Consider the following 16,922-nt stretch of genomic DNA (forward strand, 5'->3'; position numbering starts at 1 on the left):
CCAGCTAAATATCCGTTTAGATTCAAACAGTAATGCTTATCCGAACGGCATTGACTTCAAAAGAAGTGGCTTTTTGCTATTTCAAACACGACATTGTGCTGATGAATGAGCAACCCAAATAGGCGGTTGCTCCAACTCAATAATTAGTCGCGGAAGTTGTCAAACTGGAAAGGTTGACCAAGTTCACCGCTGCGAACTAGAGCCATAACAGCTTGTAGGTCATCACGCTTCTTACCAGTAACACGAACTTTGTCGCCTTGGATAGAAGCTTGAACTTTAACTTTGTTGTCTTTGATTAGCTTAACGATCTTCTTAGCGACATCAGTTTCAATGCCTTGCTTAAAGATAACCGTTTGGTGCCAAGTGCGACCTGTTTGGTCTGCCGCTTTCGCTTCCATCGCGTTAGGATCAACATTACGCTTCGTTAGGTTGCTGCGAAGGATATCGCGCATTTGCTTCAGTTGAAAATCGTCTTGAGCAGTCAATTTTACTGATTCATCTTTGTAATCAAAGCTTGCGTCAACGCCGCGGAAATCGAAACGAGTCGATAGTTCACGGTTTGCGTTGTCTACTGCGTTACGCAGTTCTACTGCTTCTACTTCAGAGATAATGTCAAATGATGGCATTGTGTTGATTCCTTAAGCTAAGTTTCTATCTTTAATTGCTGTTGCAAGCATGTCTAGCATTGTTGCAGTATCTTCCCAGCTTAGGCATGGGTCAGTAATCGACTTGCCATATTCTAGGTTGTTGATGTCTGTCATTGGCTGGTTGCCTTCAATAATGAAGCTCTCTGCCATAATGCCTGCAATTTGGTTCTTGTTAGATTTAATTTGCTCACAAATGTCTTGTGCAACTTCTAACTGCTTACGGTGTTGCTTCTGACAGTTAGCGTGGCTAAAGTCTACAACCAAACGTTGAGGTAGATCGAATTCAGCCAGTTGCTTACATGCAGTATCTACAGATTCAGCGTCGAAGTTAGGGCCTTTATCACCACCACGTAGAATAACGTGACCGTATGGGTTGCCAGAAGTACGGTAAACCGTCATGCGGCCGTTCTTATCTGGAGAGTAGAAGTAGTGTGAAGCATGTGCTGCACGAATTGCATCGATAGCAATCTTGATGTTGCCGTTGGTCGCGTTCTTGAAGCCAACAGGGCAAGACAGTGCAGAAGCCATTTCACGGTGAATCTGAGATTCAGTTGTACGAGCGCCAATCGCACCCCAAGTGATAAGGTCTGCAATGTACTGACCTGTGATCATATCAAGGAATTCAGTCGCGGTAGCGAGGCCAAGCTTGTTGATATCTAGCAGAAGCTTACGAGCTTTGTTCAAGCCTGTTTCAAGTGCGTATGAACCATCAAGGTTAGGATCTGTAATCAAACCCTTCCAACCTACAACAGTACGAGGCTTCTCGAAGTAGGTTCTCATTACAACGAACAGTTCATCTTTGTACTGGTCTTGAATTTTGCTTAGGCGCTCAGCGTAATCAAGTGCCGCATCTGTATCGTGAACAGAGCAAGGGCCTACGATAACTAATAGGCGGTTATCACGACCAGTTAGGATATCTTCGATTTGGCGGCGAGAATTTTTAATGCGCTCAGCAACGTCGTCAGTAATAGGGTGTGCATTGCCTAGTTCGGCAGGAGTTGGCATAGGACCCAGAGCTTGGGTTCTCAACTCATCAGTTTTTAATGGCATGTGATAGCTTTTTTATTCTATTGCGGAGTGGTTAAGATAACGGAATTGAACAGAGGAATAAACTCTATTGAGTCAAAGTTATCTCAGTTATTGCTAATATTCTTATTTTTATCAGCAGGCCAGCGTCAAATAAGGGATTTTCACTTGTATTAACAGGCAGCTATCGGTATTTTCGTTTGAACACAACATAAAAATGCTGGAGCAGCAATGACTCAAGAAAATCAAAGCACTTTGCACCCAGAACTCGTCTTAGGTGATGTGCTGCCTTCTTACAACGATAATAATAATTCTAACCACTTATACGTTTCATTATCAGAATTAGTGATGGATCGTGTCTTCTACCACCCAAGTATCGAGAGTCACTTAGATACTTTGACTGATATTGAAAAAACGTCTTTAGAAGCGATCCTTGGCGATAAAACAGTCGATGAGCATTTTGTTTCGACCTTAGTGATTGCCATTCAAGCTGCCGTTCAGCCAAATCACACTTCTGTTCGTATCGCATTAAGTAGTGCAGACAGCTATGGCTTCCGTTCGCTACTTGGCGGGAACTGTGAAGCTGAAGAGATTAACCCAGCACTAGGCGTTCGTGGCGTTGCTCGCTATGCAACACCAGAATACAGCAAGGCTTTCGCTTTAGAGTGTCAGGTCATTAAAACATTGCGTGAGCAGGGTATTAACGTTGAAGTGGTTGTGCCTTATGTACGAACATTAAGCGATGCCGCTAAGATTATTGACCTGCTTGCCGAGCAAGGGCTACCACGCGGCCTTAACGGTTTGAAAGTACTGTTCTCGTGCGATGTGCCGTCTGCAGTGCTACTGAGCGAACGTTTACTGCATTACTTCGATGGTGTAGTGGTAAACGTTGATAGCTTAGCGTCTTTCACTTTAGGCGTAGACAAACACAATGAAGCTCAGCAACACGCTTTTGATCCACAAAACGAAGCGGTTATTACCTTGTTGGATATGATTGTTAAAGCAACCCTGAACGCGAAGAAGCCAGTGCTGCTAGTTACGCAAGGTTTAGTCGATTATCCACGTCTACAAGGTTACATTGCTGACCTTGAAGGTGTTGAAACGGTCGTGACTGCGTAAATCGATTAGCTTGCCTGATAAGCCGACTTAAGGCGCTAATGCTTTGAGAATGAAAGAGATATCATTGTGCGATGATATCTCTTTTTTGTAACATTTTTTTGACATTCTTATCGCTAGTCGATTAACTGGTCTGATGACTAACTTGGCTAGGTAATTCGAATGTTGACCCCTCTACAAAAAGCAAATTTCTACTTAAGCATGTTTGGCTTTTTCAAAGTCCCACTTATCTGGTTGTGCCGACCAAAACTACTCGCGTTGGACAACCAACATGTTGAAGTGAAAATCCCGCTTAGAAGGCGTACTAAGAATCACCTTAACAGTATGTACTTTGGCGTTTTGGCTGTAGGTGCGGATGTCGCGGGTGGGTTTCTTGCGATGAGCAAATCTCAGCAGCAAGGTGAAAAGATCTCGTTGGCTTTTAAAGAGGTGACGGGTAACTTTTTGAAGCGCCCTGAAGGTGATGTGCATTTCACTTGTAACGACGGTGAGCTGATCAACACTATGCTGGCAGAAACCATGTCGACCGGAGAACGGGTCAATCAACCCGTAACCATTATCGCGACTTGCCCATCTTTACATGGTGACGAGCCGATGGCGGAGTTCACGCTTACGCTTTCAATTAAGAAAGTCCCTTCAAGAAGATAGCGATTAAATAATAGATTTTGGTTTAGAAGTCATGGGTAACGTTGAAGAGATAAAACAACGGTATGTGAATGGTTTCCACATACCGTTATAGAGAACTTTATAACGGCTCTATGACTCTTGAGTGATCTGCTCAATATCAACTATTTTTGAACGGTTCATAACGATCTTCCAACGGTAGTAGGTTGGTTCGTTATCATGGTTGTTCTCTTTAATGATCAGGTTGAGAAGATGACGCTTTTCTACTGATTCGCGGCTCACTTGTCCTTCATTCAAGCGGTAGATCTTGTTTGAGCCTTTATCCATCAACCGTGTCAGCGCTCTTAGGCTGATCGATAACGTTTCACGAGTCTCCTCATAACCACTCATAAAGGTCGATGTCGACATCTCAGTATGAGAGCGGTAATGCAAGATTTGCTCTTCACGTTGTACCACACGCTTTTTACGGATCGACTGAATGCGATCTGCAAGCTTAGAAAAATTTGCGTAGTCCAACCATTCCAGTTTATGGCCTACTGACTTGTTGGTCGTTGGATCATAGTAACGACGCTTCCATTTTGGCTTGCCTTTACGCAGCCAGCGCCAAAGGATGTCTCTCAAGTCATCTTTAAAGATCTCACGCAGTGCGTAAATGAAAGACATTGCCACGATGAAAGAGGCGGTAATCTCACCAAGAAAGTCACGAGCCAAGATCACAGTAGTGGTCACGACAACCATCACCAAACCGGTCGCGATGCCTTTCACGGCACGCTTAACGTTCTTACCCATCGACGTTGTCTTTTCTTTAAGCACGATAGGGTGTTCAATCAAACGACGCAGCAAACGCATCTTGTTACTCAAGCGGGTAACGTCCTCTCGAACTCTTGCTGAGTTGTAGCGGTTCAGTTTACGGTGCGCGGTCTCTTTATCACAAAGCGTTAAGAGTCGTTCTTTAATCGTTGAATACTCACTACCTCGTGGCATGTGTGAAACTAGCGATAGGAACTTTTGCTCGGTATACCAAGATAGGTAGTTATCGATATTAGCGTAGTAGCGCTTGAGATTTTCTTCGTAAGGGATGCTTCGGCGTAGCTTCTTCAAGATATCTAAAGCCAATTCAATGACTTCATCTACTTCATCAGCCGTTACGTCGTCACTATCAGTTTTATTTAAGCTGCTGACTGCTTTATCTAACGCGATAACATATTGGTAGGCAAACAGACTCAAACTGACACGATACTGTGTTGTAGATAAGCGTCCACGTTTTGCCAAGCGACTGTGTACCAAAGGTAAAAGTGTTTTGTCACTATAGTAGGCACGTTTTTGAGTGATTGAGCTGTAGAAAAAGGCACTTTCAGAAAGCACTTCAGGAGTCAGTCCAAGTTCACCGGGAATGAATAGATAAACGTCCATGTCGAGCTTTTTGGTCTTAGCCATGGCATGGTTAATTTTAAGTGTTATCGCATCTTGTTTATCAACGGTGATCAACGATGTCTCCTAGAATGTAAAAATATGAATGAAACTAGCGAAAGCATATCAGAGATCACGTATAATCTCCGCCAAATTTAAAGTAGAGACAACCTTGATGATTAATATTGGTCAAATAAACAACTTAGAAGTAGTAAAACAAGCAGACTTCGGTGTATTCCTTGACGCGAGCGACTATGGAACCGTGTTGCTGCCGAAACGATTTACTCCTGAAGGTGTTGAAATTGGTCAAAAGCTAGATGTTTTCTTATACATAGATTCTGACAACCAGATCGCTGCAACGACTGAAAAACCAATAGCTCAAGTAGGCCAGTTTGGTTTGATGACGGTTGAAGGTGTTAACAGCACTGGTGCATTCATGAGCTGGGGCGTGAAAGGTAAAGACCTTCTTGTTCCTTTCAGCGAGCAGCGTGGCCGTTTAAACGAAGGTCAGTCAATCTTAGTATATGTGTATATCGATAAAGCATCGAGCCGTATCGTTGGTACAACGAAGTTCAACAAATGGTTAGACAACACGCCTGCGACTTATAAGCAAAATGAGCAAGTCGATCTCATTATCGCTGAGCGCAGCCAGTTAGGTTACAAAGCGATCGTGAACGGTGAACACTGGGGTATGATTTTCCCATCTGACATCATCGGTAAGCTGTTCATTGGTAAAACACTAAAAGGCTACATTAAAAACGTTCGTGAAGAAGACGGTAAGATTGATTTGTCTCTTCAGAAGGTTGGTGTGGCTAAGATGGATGACTTAAGCACTAAGGTTCTTGACCTGCTTGAGAAGAAAGGCGGTTACCTGCCTTTGAATGATAAGTCTTCTCCTGAAGTTATTTTCTCTGCATTCAGAACCAGCAAAGGTACGTTCAAGAAGACAATTGGTGGTCTATACAAATCTGGCAAGATCACTATCGACAAAGAAGGTATCAGCTTAGTTAAGTAAGCGGTCCTTTCGGTCAAAAAAAAGCCCAAACCTTCCTGTTTGGGCTTAGGGGAAAGGGCTCCGAAGAGCCTACGCTAATCGTTTTAATCTTTTGACTGTTAGATTGAAGTCTAGTTTAGATTCTCTAAAGTGAGATTTTTCTTTTTGGAAATAGTGACTTGAATTGATATTTATATAATTAGCTGTTGATTTACAAGCGCTCGCACACTGACTTATATGGCCGATAGAATAGAAAAAGCCCAAACAATTAACGTTGTTTGGGCTTTTTGTTTATTAAGGTGTACTCAGTGCGAACGCTTTTAGAAAAGGTTCTTATCGCGCACGAGTTCGCGTGGTAAACCGTTCTTCACTCGGTTGCCAACCCACTTACCAAGGCCGATGATTGCACCATTGTACTTCACTAGTACTTCACCTTTTCCTGACAAGTTTTCAGGGCGAACATCGCGGCCCATGAACCATTCACGAGCATCTTCAATACTAAGCTCTACAACATTAGCTTCATTACCTGTTGCGAGCGTTGTCGCTACTTGGTGCTGCCAGCGGTAACCTTTTTTATGGGTTTCAGCGATCTTGATTCCCATGCGAGAAAAACGGAACTCACCGATCATCGGCTCTAGCGCTTCTGGGAATAGCCAAACGTCTTTGTCGCGAATCCAAACCTGAGTATCGCTTGGCAATTCGATATCGAGAGTACTCATTAGTTGTTCAGCGACTTCTTGCTGAGTTTTCTTTGATGCTTTTTCAAATGGGAATTTACCCATACGTTTTTTAACTTCTGGTGGAGTAACAGACGCTAGTTTACGGATACGTGCAACAAAGAAACCTTCAGAGTCATAGACCTGTGGGAAGATGTGAAGAAAGCCTTCTTCTGTCGTGGTTGCTTTTGCGTTGTCGAATAGTGATTCCAGAGATTCGAATTCAACCGCATCACCAAAGGTTTCTTTTAGGTGATGACACACTTGTTGGTTCTCTTCGGTGCTAAGCGTACACGTTGAGTAAACCAAAACACCATTAGGTTTAAGAGCATGGAATGCACTTTCAATCAGATCTTTTTGCGTGTCGGCAATGTCGACCACTGATTGATACGTCCAGTTCTTCATCGCATCGGCATCTTTACGAATGGTGCCTTCGCCAGAGCAGGGTGCGTCTAGCAACACAGCATCAAACTGTTCTGGTAACCAACCACCAAAAACTCGACCGTCAAAGTTACTTAGAGCGGCATTACGAACGCCACAACGTTCGATGTTAGCGTGAAGGACTTTCACACGGCTTGCTGCATACTCATTGGCAACCAATACACCGCGATTATTCATTAGCGCAGCGATTTGCGTTGTTTTAGAGCCGGGTGCAGCCGCAGTGTCTAGCACCGCTTGGTAATCAGCTTCGCCTTGGAAAAGTGCCGAGGGTGGCATCATCGAGCTGGCTTCTTGGATGTAGAAAAGACCAGACATGTGTTCTGCCGTATTACCTAGTGGCGCTTCACTTTCGTCCGCTGTAATCCAAAAGCCCGTTTCACACCAAGGTACAGGTTCCAGTTCCCAGCCTTTCTCTTTTGCTCGTACTAGGAAGTCTTCAACACTGATTTTCAATGTGTTGATTCGAATACTTTTACGAAGTGGTTTTTGGCATGACGCAACAAAAGAAGCCATATCTAGATGACTAGGCATGATTGCTTCGATGTGCGTTAGGAATTCTTCAGGAATATATACGTTAGCGTGCAAAAGAGTATCTCGATTTATTGCATTAATGCGGGGAGTTTAAAGCAAAATGAGGCCGTCCTAAACCATATTTGCAGCAAACAACAAAAATGCAGCCTAATGGCTGCATTTTGATGAAGAATTAATCTTCCAGAAACGTCAGAGAGTTCACTCTATGGACGAGGAATTGCGGTTCTCCATGATTTCCACTCATCTTCGGCTTGAGGATAGAGGTAGAAAGACTGATCTTCGCTTGCTACTGGTTGAAGTTCATTTGTCGGTGGCGTTGAGAATGTAATACCACCTCTTAACAAGCTGTCTACCGTTCCGGCTTTGATGTTTGCGCCTGACAGGCCGATAGAGACATCGACGCCCGACACGTTCCAGAACACGGTGTTTGCGCGGATTAGATACGCGTAGTCAGGTTCTATTTGAATCGTAGATATGATGCGATCAGCAAACTCGCCCAGCTGAACATCTATAACACTGCCAATTTCTAGTTCACGGAATAGGATAGGTGTACCTTCAGATACTGAGCCGCGCGTTTCGCTTTGCAGTTGGAATATCTTGCCTTCAGGCTGCACAGGTCCTTTGCTAAGCTCAAATTTCGTGTTTCTTTCACCTTTGCCCGGGTCTACGTTGATGTGTTTAGAGAGCAGCGCAGAGACGTTTTTGATGCCATTAAGGCCAATCTCAGGTTCTGCCAACCAGAAGTGACTGTTCGTTACGGCAATCTTGTCGACGTACTCAGGTAAAATACGCGCAGTAATTTCAATGCCGCCCTTGTTGAAGTTCGGAATCACCAAAGTAACCTCACCAACAGTGACACCTTGATATTTGATCGCCATGCCCTTGCTGACTTCTTGATCGCCAGAAGAGGTGATAGTAATCGCGCGGCCAAATTTTCGAGCGGATTTCGAATCTTTATAAAGCTTCCACACATCGCCGAGTTTGTTGTCGATTCCTGGCAGAGAGTCAAAAGCAATACCGCCTTGGATAAGGGTTTTAACTGGTGCCGCTTTAATGCTGATACCCGATAGCGACGCATCAACCTCAACGCCTGAACGGTTCCAGAAAACAGTGTGCTTGTTGAGTAAGTGCGTGTAACGATTTTCGATTGTGACTTTGATTCTTACGCCACCGTCTGCAAGCTGAAAATCAGAAATATTACCCACTTGTAGGTTGCGGTAGAGGAGTGGGCTGCCTTTAGAAATTGAAGGTAACTCACTGGCAAACAAAGAAAGTGTCTTTGAACCAGACTGATTAAACTTAGCAATTTCTGCTAACGACTTACTTTGGAAAAGTTGGTAGTCCGTTCGAGCTTCAGATTTACCTTCACTCACAAAGCTAATCGAGCCGGTAAGAAGCTGTTTTGCTGGTGGGACCGTAACACTCAAGCCTGATTCGGTTAGCTCTGCAGTCGCACTACCTGTCACAAAGAAACGGTTGTGGCTTTTGATAAGGTGCGCGTACTCATTATCGATAAGTGCATCCATGAAGACTTCGTGTTTATCAGAGCCCGTACCAACACCATCAACTAATCCCACATGGATGATAGAGCCAACGGCAATGCCTTTGTAGAGAAGTTGTGTACCGACATCTAACCCGAACGAATTGTTCGACGTTAAGCGAATCGCAACGGATTTCTCTTGTTCCTGACTGAATTCATTTTTGCGGATTGCAGTAAATCGACGCGCCTTTTCACCTTCACCCGGTACCAAGGTTAAAAAGTTACCTGTCACTAAATTGGCAATGTTTTTCATGCCAGTAAGCGACAGTTCAGCCTCTTCTAGAACGAATTTACTGCCGCTGTTTAAAAAGTCACTGAATGCCGGTTGGATAGCGGCAGATGCAACGACGTTTTCACGCCCTTCACTTAGCGATAAATCAGTGATTTGACCGATTTCAATGCCGCGATACATGATCGGAGCACCCGTTGCACTGATTTTATTATCATCGGGAACGGCAATCTTGATAGAGATACCTCGACCCGCTGTTTTCAGATCTGGGTAGAGTTTGAACTTAGTATTCATCTCAACCGGTTGGCCTTCTCCTGGAGAGTCGACCGCAATTGAACCGCCAAGCAATGCACTTAGGCTCTCTAAGCGAACATCAACACCAGAAAAGCCAATACTGGCACCTAAGCCACTGACATTCCAAAAACGGCTTTGGTCGGTAATGATATGGCTGTATTCATCTTTAATCGACGCTTGAATCGTAACGGATTTCGCGTTGTCGTTTAACTGGTAGTTGTAAACCTCACCAATTGGGATTTTACGGTAAACGATTTGAGAGCCAACAGACACACCACCTAGATCTTTGGTCGTCAATGAGATGTTTAGACCTTCAGAAGCCAGCAAATCAGAAGGGGACGACTCTAAAGCCTGAAAAACGGTTTCTGGCTCTTCTTTAGTTTCGCTAGGATGTATAGCGATATAGTTACCTGAAACAAGTGCATCTAACCCAGAGATACCAGACAAACTAGCGGTTGGCTTTACGAGCCAAAAACGTGTGCCTTTTGATAGTAGTTTCTTCGCTTCTGGGTAGATGTCAGCATCGACATAGATGCTCGATAGATCTTTGGATAAGGTGATGTCGCGCACCATACCCACCTCTAAGCCTTGGTAACGAATCGTTGTTCGACCTGCGACTAAACCTGCGGCATCTGAAAAGTATATCTGCACACGTTGGCCTGCATCGTGGATCGATTTCATGACCAACCAACCGGCTAAGGCGACGGTTAATATCGGCAGAATCCACAAAGGTGAGATGCCTTTGTTTTTCCTTACTTCTGGTGAATATGACGTTTGTGATTGGTTATCGTTGTTCATTCACTGACTCATCTTTAGAGGTGTAGTTATCCCAAATTAGCCTAGGATCTAAGCTTTCCGCTGCTAGCATCGTGAGAACAACTACGACGCCAAAAGCGACTGCACCATAACCTGGTGTAAAGTTTAAAATTTGTCCGCGGTCGACCAAGGTCATCATGATCGAAATAACGAACAGATCCATTACCGACCATTTCCCCACCCATTTCACGATGAAATAGATGGTCATACGTTGCCTGTGGTAAACGGCGCGCTTCATCTTGATACAGATTAAGATGTACGCGAGGCCCAGTATTTTCGCGACTGGCACGACGATACTGGCAATGAAAATGATCGCAGCGATGCCATACATATCGCTATTAATCAGCGAAGCGACACCGGAAATGATGGTGTCTTCTAGCCTTTGACCGTTGGTAATAAGAATAGAAATAGGAATGACATTGGCTGGCACGATAGCCACGGATGCGGCAAATAGCAGAGCCCAAGTTTTCTGTATAGAGTAGGGCTTGCGGTGATATAAGTCATGGTGACAACGCACACAAGTATGACCGTCAGGCTGAGATAGGTGACAGTTGTGACAGTGTACGTTCTTACTCTCAGCAAAAGAGTATTCGGATTCTTTTGCCCAAGCTTCCCAGTAGCGACGTACACTGATACGGCTTACTAGTAATACGCTGAAAAGCTGCAGAAGAATCAGGCCAATCAAACCAGGGCCGACGAAAATGTCAGAGTAATCTTGCAGTTTGAAACATGAGACCGCCAAACTTACCAGAAACACATCCAACATCATCCAATGTTTGAGAGTCTGAATAATGGCTAATGCATAACGAAAGGGTGTGAAGATCTTAAGACGCAGTGATGCATGAGTGATGAGTACCGAGGTGCACACGAGCAACGGAGCGATCGAACTGCAGAACAGGATCAGCAAACCAAGTAGAGGAAAGCCTTCGCCCATTAAGGTAAAAACACCCGATGGTAACGTCGCGGGTATCATGACGCCAATCAGGCGAATACTGATGAATTCAAAAAAGTGCGATGGGATAAACAGCAATAAGCAGGTAATTGCGATTGCTAGGTTTCCAGAGAGGCTAGGGGTACCGCCTCTATAAAGCTGAGTTCCGCATCTTGGGCAGTAAGCTGATTTCCCTAAAGGGATGTCCATTTTATCTACGGGAAGTTCGCAGCCCTGGCAAAGACGCACTGAGCTGCTGTCGCATTGGTGTTTTGTTGATAAAGGGTTGGTTACGGATGGGGAGGTCACGCGACCTCCCAAGTTGAAACGTAAGTTAGGTTAGCAACCCGACTTAAAGACTCAGAGCCACAAACATCAGGCGTGCGATTGCACACTGCCGTAGAGTGTTTGATAGAGTCCTTGTTGTTCAACCAATTCACCATGTGTTCCCGTCTGTGTGACTTGTCCATCTTCTAAAACATAGATTAGATCGGCTTGTTTCACCGCTGATAATCGATGAGCCACTATCAAAGTTGTGCGATCTTTCAAAAACTCGCTCAACGCTTTATGCAGTGCTGACTCTGTTGCTGTATCGAGTGCAGATGTCGCTTCATCAAGAATAACAAACTTAGGATTGCTCAGCACCATACGAGCTATTGCTAAGCGTTGTCGTTGACCACCAGACAGTCGAACGCCATTCCTACCAATTTGTGTATCTAAGCCATTGCTCAGTTGCTTGATGACATCTTGCATTTGAGCGACTTCAAGCGCACGCCACAACGACATTTCGTCGTATTCAGCACCAAGGGTCAGATTATGCCTTAATGTATCGTTAAAGAGTATAGGTTGTTGTAAAACAACGGCAATTTGATTGCGTATTACATCAAAGCTGATGTCATCGGTTGTTTCACCGTTATAGCGAATGCAACCTGAGTCTGCTTGGTAAACCCCAATCAGCAACTGGATTAACGTAGATTTACCCCCTCCACTCGCACCGACCAAAGCGACTTTTTTACCTGCAGGGATGTGCAGCGATAGCCTATTTAAAACAGTGTTTTCTAATGTGTAAGAGAATGTAACGTCTTCGATGTCAACTGTCACTTCTTGATCTTCAGTAAATGGGTTCACTTTACTGATAGGGCGCTTCTCTTCTTCTAACTGAAGAAGATCGTTGATGCGTTGCAGTGCCGCTTTCGCGCTATACCAAGAGAATTGAATCCCTAGTAGCTCTTGAACTGGGCCTAACATGAACCACAAGTAGCCAAATACCGCGAAAATCTGACCAATGGTTAAGTCACTGAATAACACCATTAGCATCGCGACGGCACGGAAAAGCTCGAAACCTAATAAGAAGAGTAGAAACGAAACACGGCCAGCAGCTTCAGATTGCCAAGCGTATTTGTCGGCATCGATTCTTACTTGGTTTGCTTGAACCTTAAGCTCATCGAGAAAGATACGCTCTTTATTCGCCGCGCGCAGTTGGTAAATACCATCTAAGGTTTCCACCAAACGGTTTTGAAAGCGCTCAAAAGATTGGTTTTCGTATTTCTTAAGGTGTTTGACCCTGCTGCCTAGTTTACGGGAGAAATAAATCACAACAGGATTGACCAGTAAAATGAACAACCCTAAACGCCACTCTAGCCACAACAGCACGATCGCTGTACCGAACACGGTCAGGAAGCTGATGATAAATTTAGAAAGAGTCGAGCCAATGAACTTATCTATTGTCTCTATGTCTGTTATTAGGTGGGCGTTGATACCGCCGCTGCCTTTGGTTTCGTATTGTCTAATACTGATGCGACCAAGCTTATCTATCATCTTGCTGCGCATTTGATAGGTAATTGTTTTGGACACAAGCGTAAACTGACGCCCTTGCAGAATGTTCAACGCTTGGCTAACGGAGCGCATGATAATCACTAACAACAAAGTTAGTGCTATATAGCCAGTCGGTGTTTGTAATGAAGATGGAAGTAGGTGGTTCATCATCTCTAAGCCTGAAGCGGGCTTATCGAGTAATACTTCATCAACCATTAATGGCATGAGCAACGGGATAGGGACACTAATGAGAGTTGCAAATATGGCAATAATGTTAGCAAACAGTAATTTGGACTTGTGTTTTTTTACTTGAGTTATTAACCAAGAACGGCTAATAGTGTCTTCTGAATTGTTCATTGTAATGAGAATAAGTCCTATTTAGTTTGATGGCCGCATTCTACTGCGTTCTCTTGATAATGGAAGTCTCAATTTAATTGGAAGTTAATATGAAAATAGAACATTACCAACGCTTAACCAAACAAGCCGTTGCATTAATTGAATCAGAAACCGATCTAACTGCTAATCTTGCTAATATCAGTTCATTATTATTCATGGAATTGGATGACTTGAATTGGGCGGGTTTCTATTTAATGAAGCAGGATTTAGCTAAGGAAAAAGACGAACTTGTACTGGGCCCTTTCCAAGGTCAACCTGCTTGTGTGCGAATTCCGGTCGGGCGTGGTGTGTGTGGAACTGCGGTTGCGACGAATACAGTTCAGCGCATTCATGATGTCCATGAGTTCGAAGGTCACATCGCTTGTGACGCTGCAAGTAACTCAGAAATCGTTATTCCGTTCTCGATTGGCGGAAAAATCGCGGGCGTTCTTGATATTGATAGCCCAAATGTTGGTCGTTTTTCTCAAATTGACGAGGACGGATTGACATTTTTCATGGCAGAAGTGGAAAAGCTGCTTAATTCGCACGCGAACAAGGCATAAATTATTCTCTTACTGTGGTTTTTCCCAAGCATCTCTCTATAATACGTAAAAATATTTTCTTAATGCTCGCGGAAAACCGCAAAAACCAGGAACCCACATGGAAAACACTGAAAAGTTAAAAAACAGCAAAGAAGTTATCGCATATATTGCTGAATGTTTCCCTAAATGCTTTACTCTAGAAGGTGAAGCGAAGCCACTTAAAATTGGTATTTTTCAAGATCTTGCTGAACGTCTAAATGAAGACGAAAAAGTAAGTAAGACTCAGCTTCGTGCAGCGTTAAGACAGTACACATCATCATGGCGTTACCTGCACGGCGTAAAAGCTGGCGCAGAACGTGTTGACCTAGACGGCAACGCGTGTGGCACACTAGAAGAAGAGCACGTTGAACACGCTAAAGCTACACTTGCAGAAAGCAAAGCGAAAGTTCAGGCTCGTCGTAAAGAACAAGCACAAAAAGCTCGTGAAGAGGGCAAAGCGAAACCTAAGGCGAAGAAAGCTCAACAGCCTCGTCGTCAAGCGCCTAAAGCACCAAAAGTAGAAAAGCCTGTAGAAACACGCGCTTTGAACGCTGACGAATTCATCGCTGGCAAAGAAGTAAATGTGAACATGGGTAAAGGAAACATGGCTGCGACCATTGTTGAAATCAATAAGGAAGATGTGCGTGTTCAGTTAGCAAACGGCCTACAAATGGTTGTTAAAGCGGAGCACTTGCGCGCTTAAAGGAGATACTCCTACGCATGAAATGCCGTTCAAAATTGACACTGATTGCTGCTAGCTTTTGGCTAGCAGCTTCAGCTCAGGCTCTTGAAGCCAAATTAGATCAGGACGATTTACCTCTACTCGCTCCTGAGGTCCAACACGAAACTGCTAGTAAACGTGTTACTTCTCGATTTACTCGTTCTCACTATAAACACTTCAATCTCAACGATGATTTCTCTCAAGCTATCTTTAATCGTTACTTAGAGATGCTGGATTATAATCGTAATATCTTCACTCAAGCTGATATTGACTCTTTCTCTGCGTCATCTAAACAAATTGATGATCAGCTGAAATCGGGCAATAACCAGATTGCATTCGATGTTTATAATCTGTCTATGCAGAAGCGTTTTGAACGTTTTCAATATGCATTGTCTTTGCTAGATACAGAGATTAAGTTTGATACCGATGAAAGTATTGAGCTCAATCGTAGTGAAGCGGAATGGCCAAAAGATATCGCTGAAGTGAATGAGCTTTGGAGAAAACGCGTTAAATATGATGCGTTGAATCTAAAACTTACTGGTAAAGAGTGGCCAGAGATTCAAGAAGTTTTGGAAAAGCGTTACAACAATGCGATGAAGCGTATTACGCAATCGCATAATGAAGATGCTTTCCAGATCTACATGAACGCATTTGCGCGTGAAGTTGATCCTCACACAAGTTACCTTTCTCCAAGAAATGCAGAACAATTCCAATCTGAGATGAACCTATCTCTAGAAGGTATTGGTGCTGTGCTTCAGATGACAGACGACTACACCGTTATTCGCTCTTTAGTTGCTGGTGGCCCTGCGTCAAACAGCAAACAATTGAGTGATGGAGACCGCATTGTTGGTGTTGGTCAAGATGGCGAAGAAATTGTTGATGTTATCGGGTGGCGTTTAGACGATGTAGTACAACTTATTAAAGGCCCTAAAGGGACCAAAGTTAAGCTACAGATCTTGCCAGATGGTAAAGATGCAAAAAGTCACGTTGTCACAATTGTTCGCGATAAGATTCGTTTAGAAGACCGCGCTGTTAAATCAGAAGTGATCGAGAAAGACGGCAAGAAAATTGGTGTATTAGAAGTACCAAGTTTCTACGTTGGCCTTTCTAAAGATACCGATAAACTGATCACCGAGCTTAAAGAGCAAGGTGTTGAAGGTATTATTGTTGACCTCCGAAACAACGGTGGTGGTGCACTGACTGAAGCAACTGAACTCTCTGGTTTGTTTATCAAAGAAGGACCTGTTGTTCAGGTTCGTGATAGCTACGGTCGTGTCAAAGTGAACAGTGATACTGATGGTGAAATCAGTTACCAAGGTCCGTTAACGGTATTGGTGAATCGCTACAGTGCTTCAGCATCTGAAATCTTTGCAGCAGCGATGCAGGATTACGGTCGTGCAATCATCTTAGGTGAAAACTCTTTCGGTAAAGGTACGGTACAACAGCATCGTTCTTTGAATCATATTTATGATTTGTTCGACAAAGAGTTGGGCTATGTTCAATACACAATCCAGAAATTCTACCGAATCAATGGTGGCAGTACGCAAAACAAGGGTGTAGTACCTGATATTGCTTACCCAACGCCAATTGACCCAGCAGACACTGGTGAAAGTGTTGAAGACAATGCTCTACCTTGGGACAGCATTGATAAAGCAAATTACTCAGTGTTACAGCGTAACGATGAGCAAATTGCTGCTTTAACAGCTCAACACCAAGCTCGTATTGCGACAGATATGGAATTTGGCTTTATCGCGCAAGATATTGAAAAATATAAGGCAGATAAAGACGACAATGACCTTTCTTTGAATGAAAAGGTTCGTCAACAAGAGAGTGATGATGCGGATGCGCTTCGTCTAGAGCGTATTAACCAACGTCAAAAAGCCGCTAAGTTAGAGGCATTTAAAACGTTGGATGATATTCCAAAAGACTACGAAGCCCCGGATGCTTATCTTGATGAATCAGTTGCTATCATGCTGGATATGATCAAGAAATAAACAAAATACCTGTTATAAGGTGATTGTTTAAAGACGTACTATTTGAAAAGCGAGCTTAGGCTCGCTTTTTTTGTACCTGTGTTCTTGCCTCGAATAATGTCATGTTAACGGCATGCTTCCT

Annotated in this window: 13 protein-coding genes; 6 read left to right on the forward strand and 7 right to left on the reverse strand. The window is 43.7% G+C overall.

What is annotated here, in order from left to right; genetic code table 11:
* Nucleotides 1–143: 143 nt before the first annotated feature.
* Together AB6E52_RS13125 and AB6E52_RS13130 are read right to left on the reverse strand one after the other, a co-directional pair.
* The gene (locus AB6E52_RS13125; protein ID WP_017059699.1) at nucleotides 144–626 is read right to left on the reverse strand and encodes a YajQ family cyclic di-GMP-binding protein; all 483 of its coding nucleotides are present in this window, start codon (nucleotides 624–626) and stop codon (nucleotides 144–146) included.
* A 12-nt stretch (nucleotides 627–638) separates the two neighbouring features.
* Nucleotides 639–1,697: a 3-deoxy-7-phosphoheptulonate synthase gene (locus AB6E52_RS13130; RefSeq protein ID WP_017059698.1), complete on the reverse strand. Its 1,059-nt coding sequence runs from the start codon at nucleotides 1,695–1,697 to the stop codon at nucleotides 639–641.
* A 207-nt stretch (nucleotides 1,698–1,904) separates the two neighbouring features.
* On the opposite strand from AB6E52_RS13130, the gene AB6E52_RS13135 reads away from it, so the two are divergent.
* Together AB6E52_RS13135 and AB6E52_RS13140 are read left to right on the forward strand one after the other, a co-directional pair.
* Nucleotides 1,905–2,792: a putative PEP-binding protein gene (locus AB6E52_RS13135; protein ID WP_102321144.1), complete on the forward strand. Its 888-nt coding sequence runs from the start codon at nucleotides 1,905–1,907 to the stop codon at nucleotides 2,790–2,792.
* Between the two features lie 159 nt (nucleotides 2,793–2,951).
* Complete coding sequence (locus tag AB6E52_RS13140; RefSeq protein ID WP_102321145.1) at nucleotides 2,952–3,437, forward strand: PaaI family thioesterase; 486 nt, start codon at nucleotides 2,952–2,954, stop codon at nucleotides 3,435–3,437.
* A gap of 108 nt (nucleotides 3,438–3,545) precedes the next feature.
* On the opposite strand, the gene AB6E52_RS13145 is transcribed toward AB6E52_RS13140, so the two are convergent.
* Complete coding sequence (locus AB6E52_RS13145; protein ID WP_017063834.1) at nucleotides 3,546–4,901, reverse strand: hypothetical protein; 1,356 nt, start codon at nucleotides 4,899–4,901, stop codon at nucleotides 3,546–3,548.
* A 28-nt stretch (nucleotides 4,902–4,929) separates the two neighbouring features.
* Here AB6E52_RS13145 and AB6E52_RS13150 point away from each other — a divergent pair, with 28 nt between their 5' ends.
* Nucleotides 4,930–5,838, forward strand: a complete 909-nt coding sequence (locus AB6E52_RS13150) for a S1 RNA-binding domain-containing protein (RefSeq protein WP_017059694.1) — start codon at nucleotides 4,930–4,932, stop codon at nucleotides 5,836–5,838.
* Between the two features lie 299 nt (nucleotides 5,839–6,137).
* On the opposite strand, the gene rsmF is transcribed toward AB6E52_RS13150, so the two are convergent.
* The 4 genes from rsmF to AB6E52_RS13170 form a co-directional block, all read right to left on the reverse strand.
* On the reverse strand, nucleotides 6,138–7,559 hold the full coding sequence (rsmF, locus tag AB6E52_RS13155) for a 16S rRNA (cytosine(1407)-C(5))-methyltransferase RsmF (protein WP_017063836.1): 1,422 nt from the start codon (nucleotides 7,557–7,559) through the stop codon (nucleotides 6,138–6,140).
* 149 nt (nucleotides 7,560–7,708) lie between these two features.
* Complete coding sequence (locus AB6E52_RS13160; protein ID WP_102321146.1) at nucleotides 7,709–10,366, reverse strand: MlaD family protein; 2,658 nt, start codon at nucleotides 10,364–10,366, stop codon at nucleotides 7,709–7,711.
* On the reverse strand, nucleotides 10,353–11,636 hold the full coding sequence (locus tag AB6E52_RS13165; protein ID WP_102321147.1) for a paraquat-inducible protein A: 1,284 nt from the start codon (nucleotides 11,634–11,636) through the stop codon (nucleotides 10,353–10,355). Before AB6E52_RS13165 ends, AB6E52_RS13160 begins: the two co-directional genes overlap by 14 nt.
* A 54-nt stretch (nucleotides 11,637–11,690) precedes the next feature.
* Nucleotides 11,691–13,487 (reverse strand): ABC transporter ATP-binding protein, encoded by a 1,797-nt coding sequence (locus AB6E52_RS13170; protein ID WP_017059690.1) that lies wholly within the window; start codon nucleotides 13,485–13,487, stop codon nucleotides 11,691–11,693.
* A gap of 89 nt (nucleotides 13,488–13,576) precedes the next feature.
* On the opposite strand from AB6E52_RS13170, the gene AB6E52_RS13175 reads away from it, so the two are divergent.
* The 3 genes from AB6E52_RS13175 (at nucleotide 13,577) to prc (ending at nucleotide 16,801) form a co-directional block, all read left to right on the forward strand.
* Nucleotides 13,577–14,068 (forward strand): GAF domain-containing protein, encoded by a 492-nt coding sequence (locus AB6E52_RS13175; protein WP_017059689.1) that lies wholly within the window; start codon nucleotides 13,577–13,579, stop codon nucleotides 14,066–14,068.
* Between the two features lie 97 nt (nucleotides 14,069–14,165).
* Nucleotides 14,166–14,789, forward strand: coding sequence for an RNA chaperone ProQ (proQ, locus tag AB6E52_RS13180; RefSeq protein ID WP_017057223.1), 624 nt, complete (start codon nucleotides 14,166–14,168; stop codon nucleotides 14,787–14,789).
* Between the two features lie 17 nt (nucleotides 14,790–14,806).
* The gene (prc, locus tag AB6E52_RS13185; protein ID WP_102321148.1) at nucleotides 14,807–16,801 is read left to right on the forward strand and encodes a carboxy terminal-processing peptidase; all 1,995 of its coding nucleotides are present in this window, start codon (nucleotides 14,807–14,809) and stop codon (nucleotides 16,799–16,801) included.
* Nucleotides 16,802–16,922: the final 121 nt, after the last annotated feature.

The sequence above is a fragment of the Vibrio sp. 10N.247.311.13 genome (genome assembly GCF_041467595.1).
Classification (GTDB): domain Bacteria; phylum Pseudomonadota; class Gammaproteobacteria; order Enterobacterales; family Vibrionaceae; genus Vibrio; species Vibrio crassostreae_C.

Bases quoted from the DNA above. Each gene is read 5' to 3' on its own strand.
- AB6E52_RS13150 (WP_017059694.1), top strand. From the start codon at position 4,930: ATGAAACTAGCGAAAGCATATCAGAGATCACGTATAATCTCCGCCAAA.
- AB6E52_RS13135 (WP_102321144.1), top strand. From the start codon at position 1,905: ATGACTCAAGAAAATCAAAGCACTTTGCACCCAGAACTCGTCTTAGGT.
- AB6E52_RS13130 (WP_017059698.1), bottom strand. From the start codon at position 1,697: ATGCCATTAAAAACTGATGAGTTGAGAACCCAAGCTCTGGGTCCTATG.
- AB6E52_RS13160 (WP_102321146.1), bottom strand. From the start codon at position 10,366: ATGAACAACGATAACCAATCACAAACGTCATATTCACCAGAAGTAAGG.
- prc (WP_102321148.1), top strand. From the start codon at position 14,807: ATGAAATGCCGTTCAAAATTGACACTGATTGCTGCTAGCTTTTGGCTA.
- AB6E52_RS13125 (WP_017059699.1), bottom strand. From the start codon at position 626: ATGCCATCATTTGACATTATCTCTGAAGTAGAAGCAGTAGAACTGCGT.
- AB6E52_RS13170 (WP_017059690.1), bottom strand. From the start codon at position 13,487: ATGAACAATTCAGAAGACACTATTAGCCGTTCTTGGTTAATAACTCAA.
- proQ (WP_017057223.1), top strand. From the start codon at position 14,166: ATGGAAAACACTGAAAAGTTAAAAAACAGCAAAGAAGTTATCGCATAT.
- AB6E52_RS13175 (WP_017059689.1), top strand. From the start codon at position 13,577: ATGAAAATAGAACATTACCAACGCTTAACCAAACAAGCCGTTGCATTA.
- AB6E52_RS13140 (WP_102321145.1), top strand. From the start codon at position 2,952: ATGTTGACCCCTCTACAAAAAGCAAATTTCTACTTAAGCATGTTTGGC.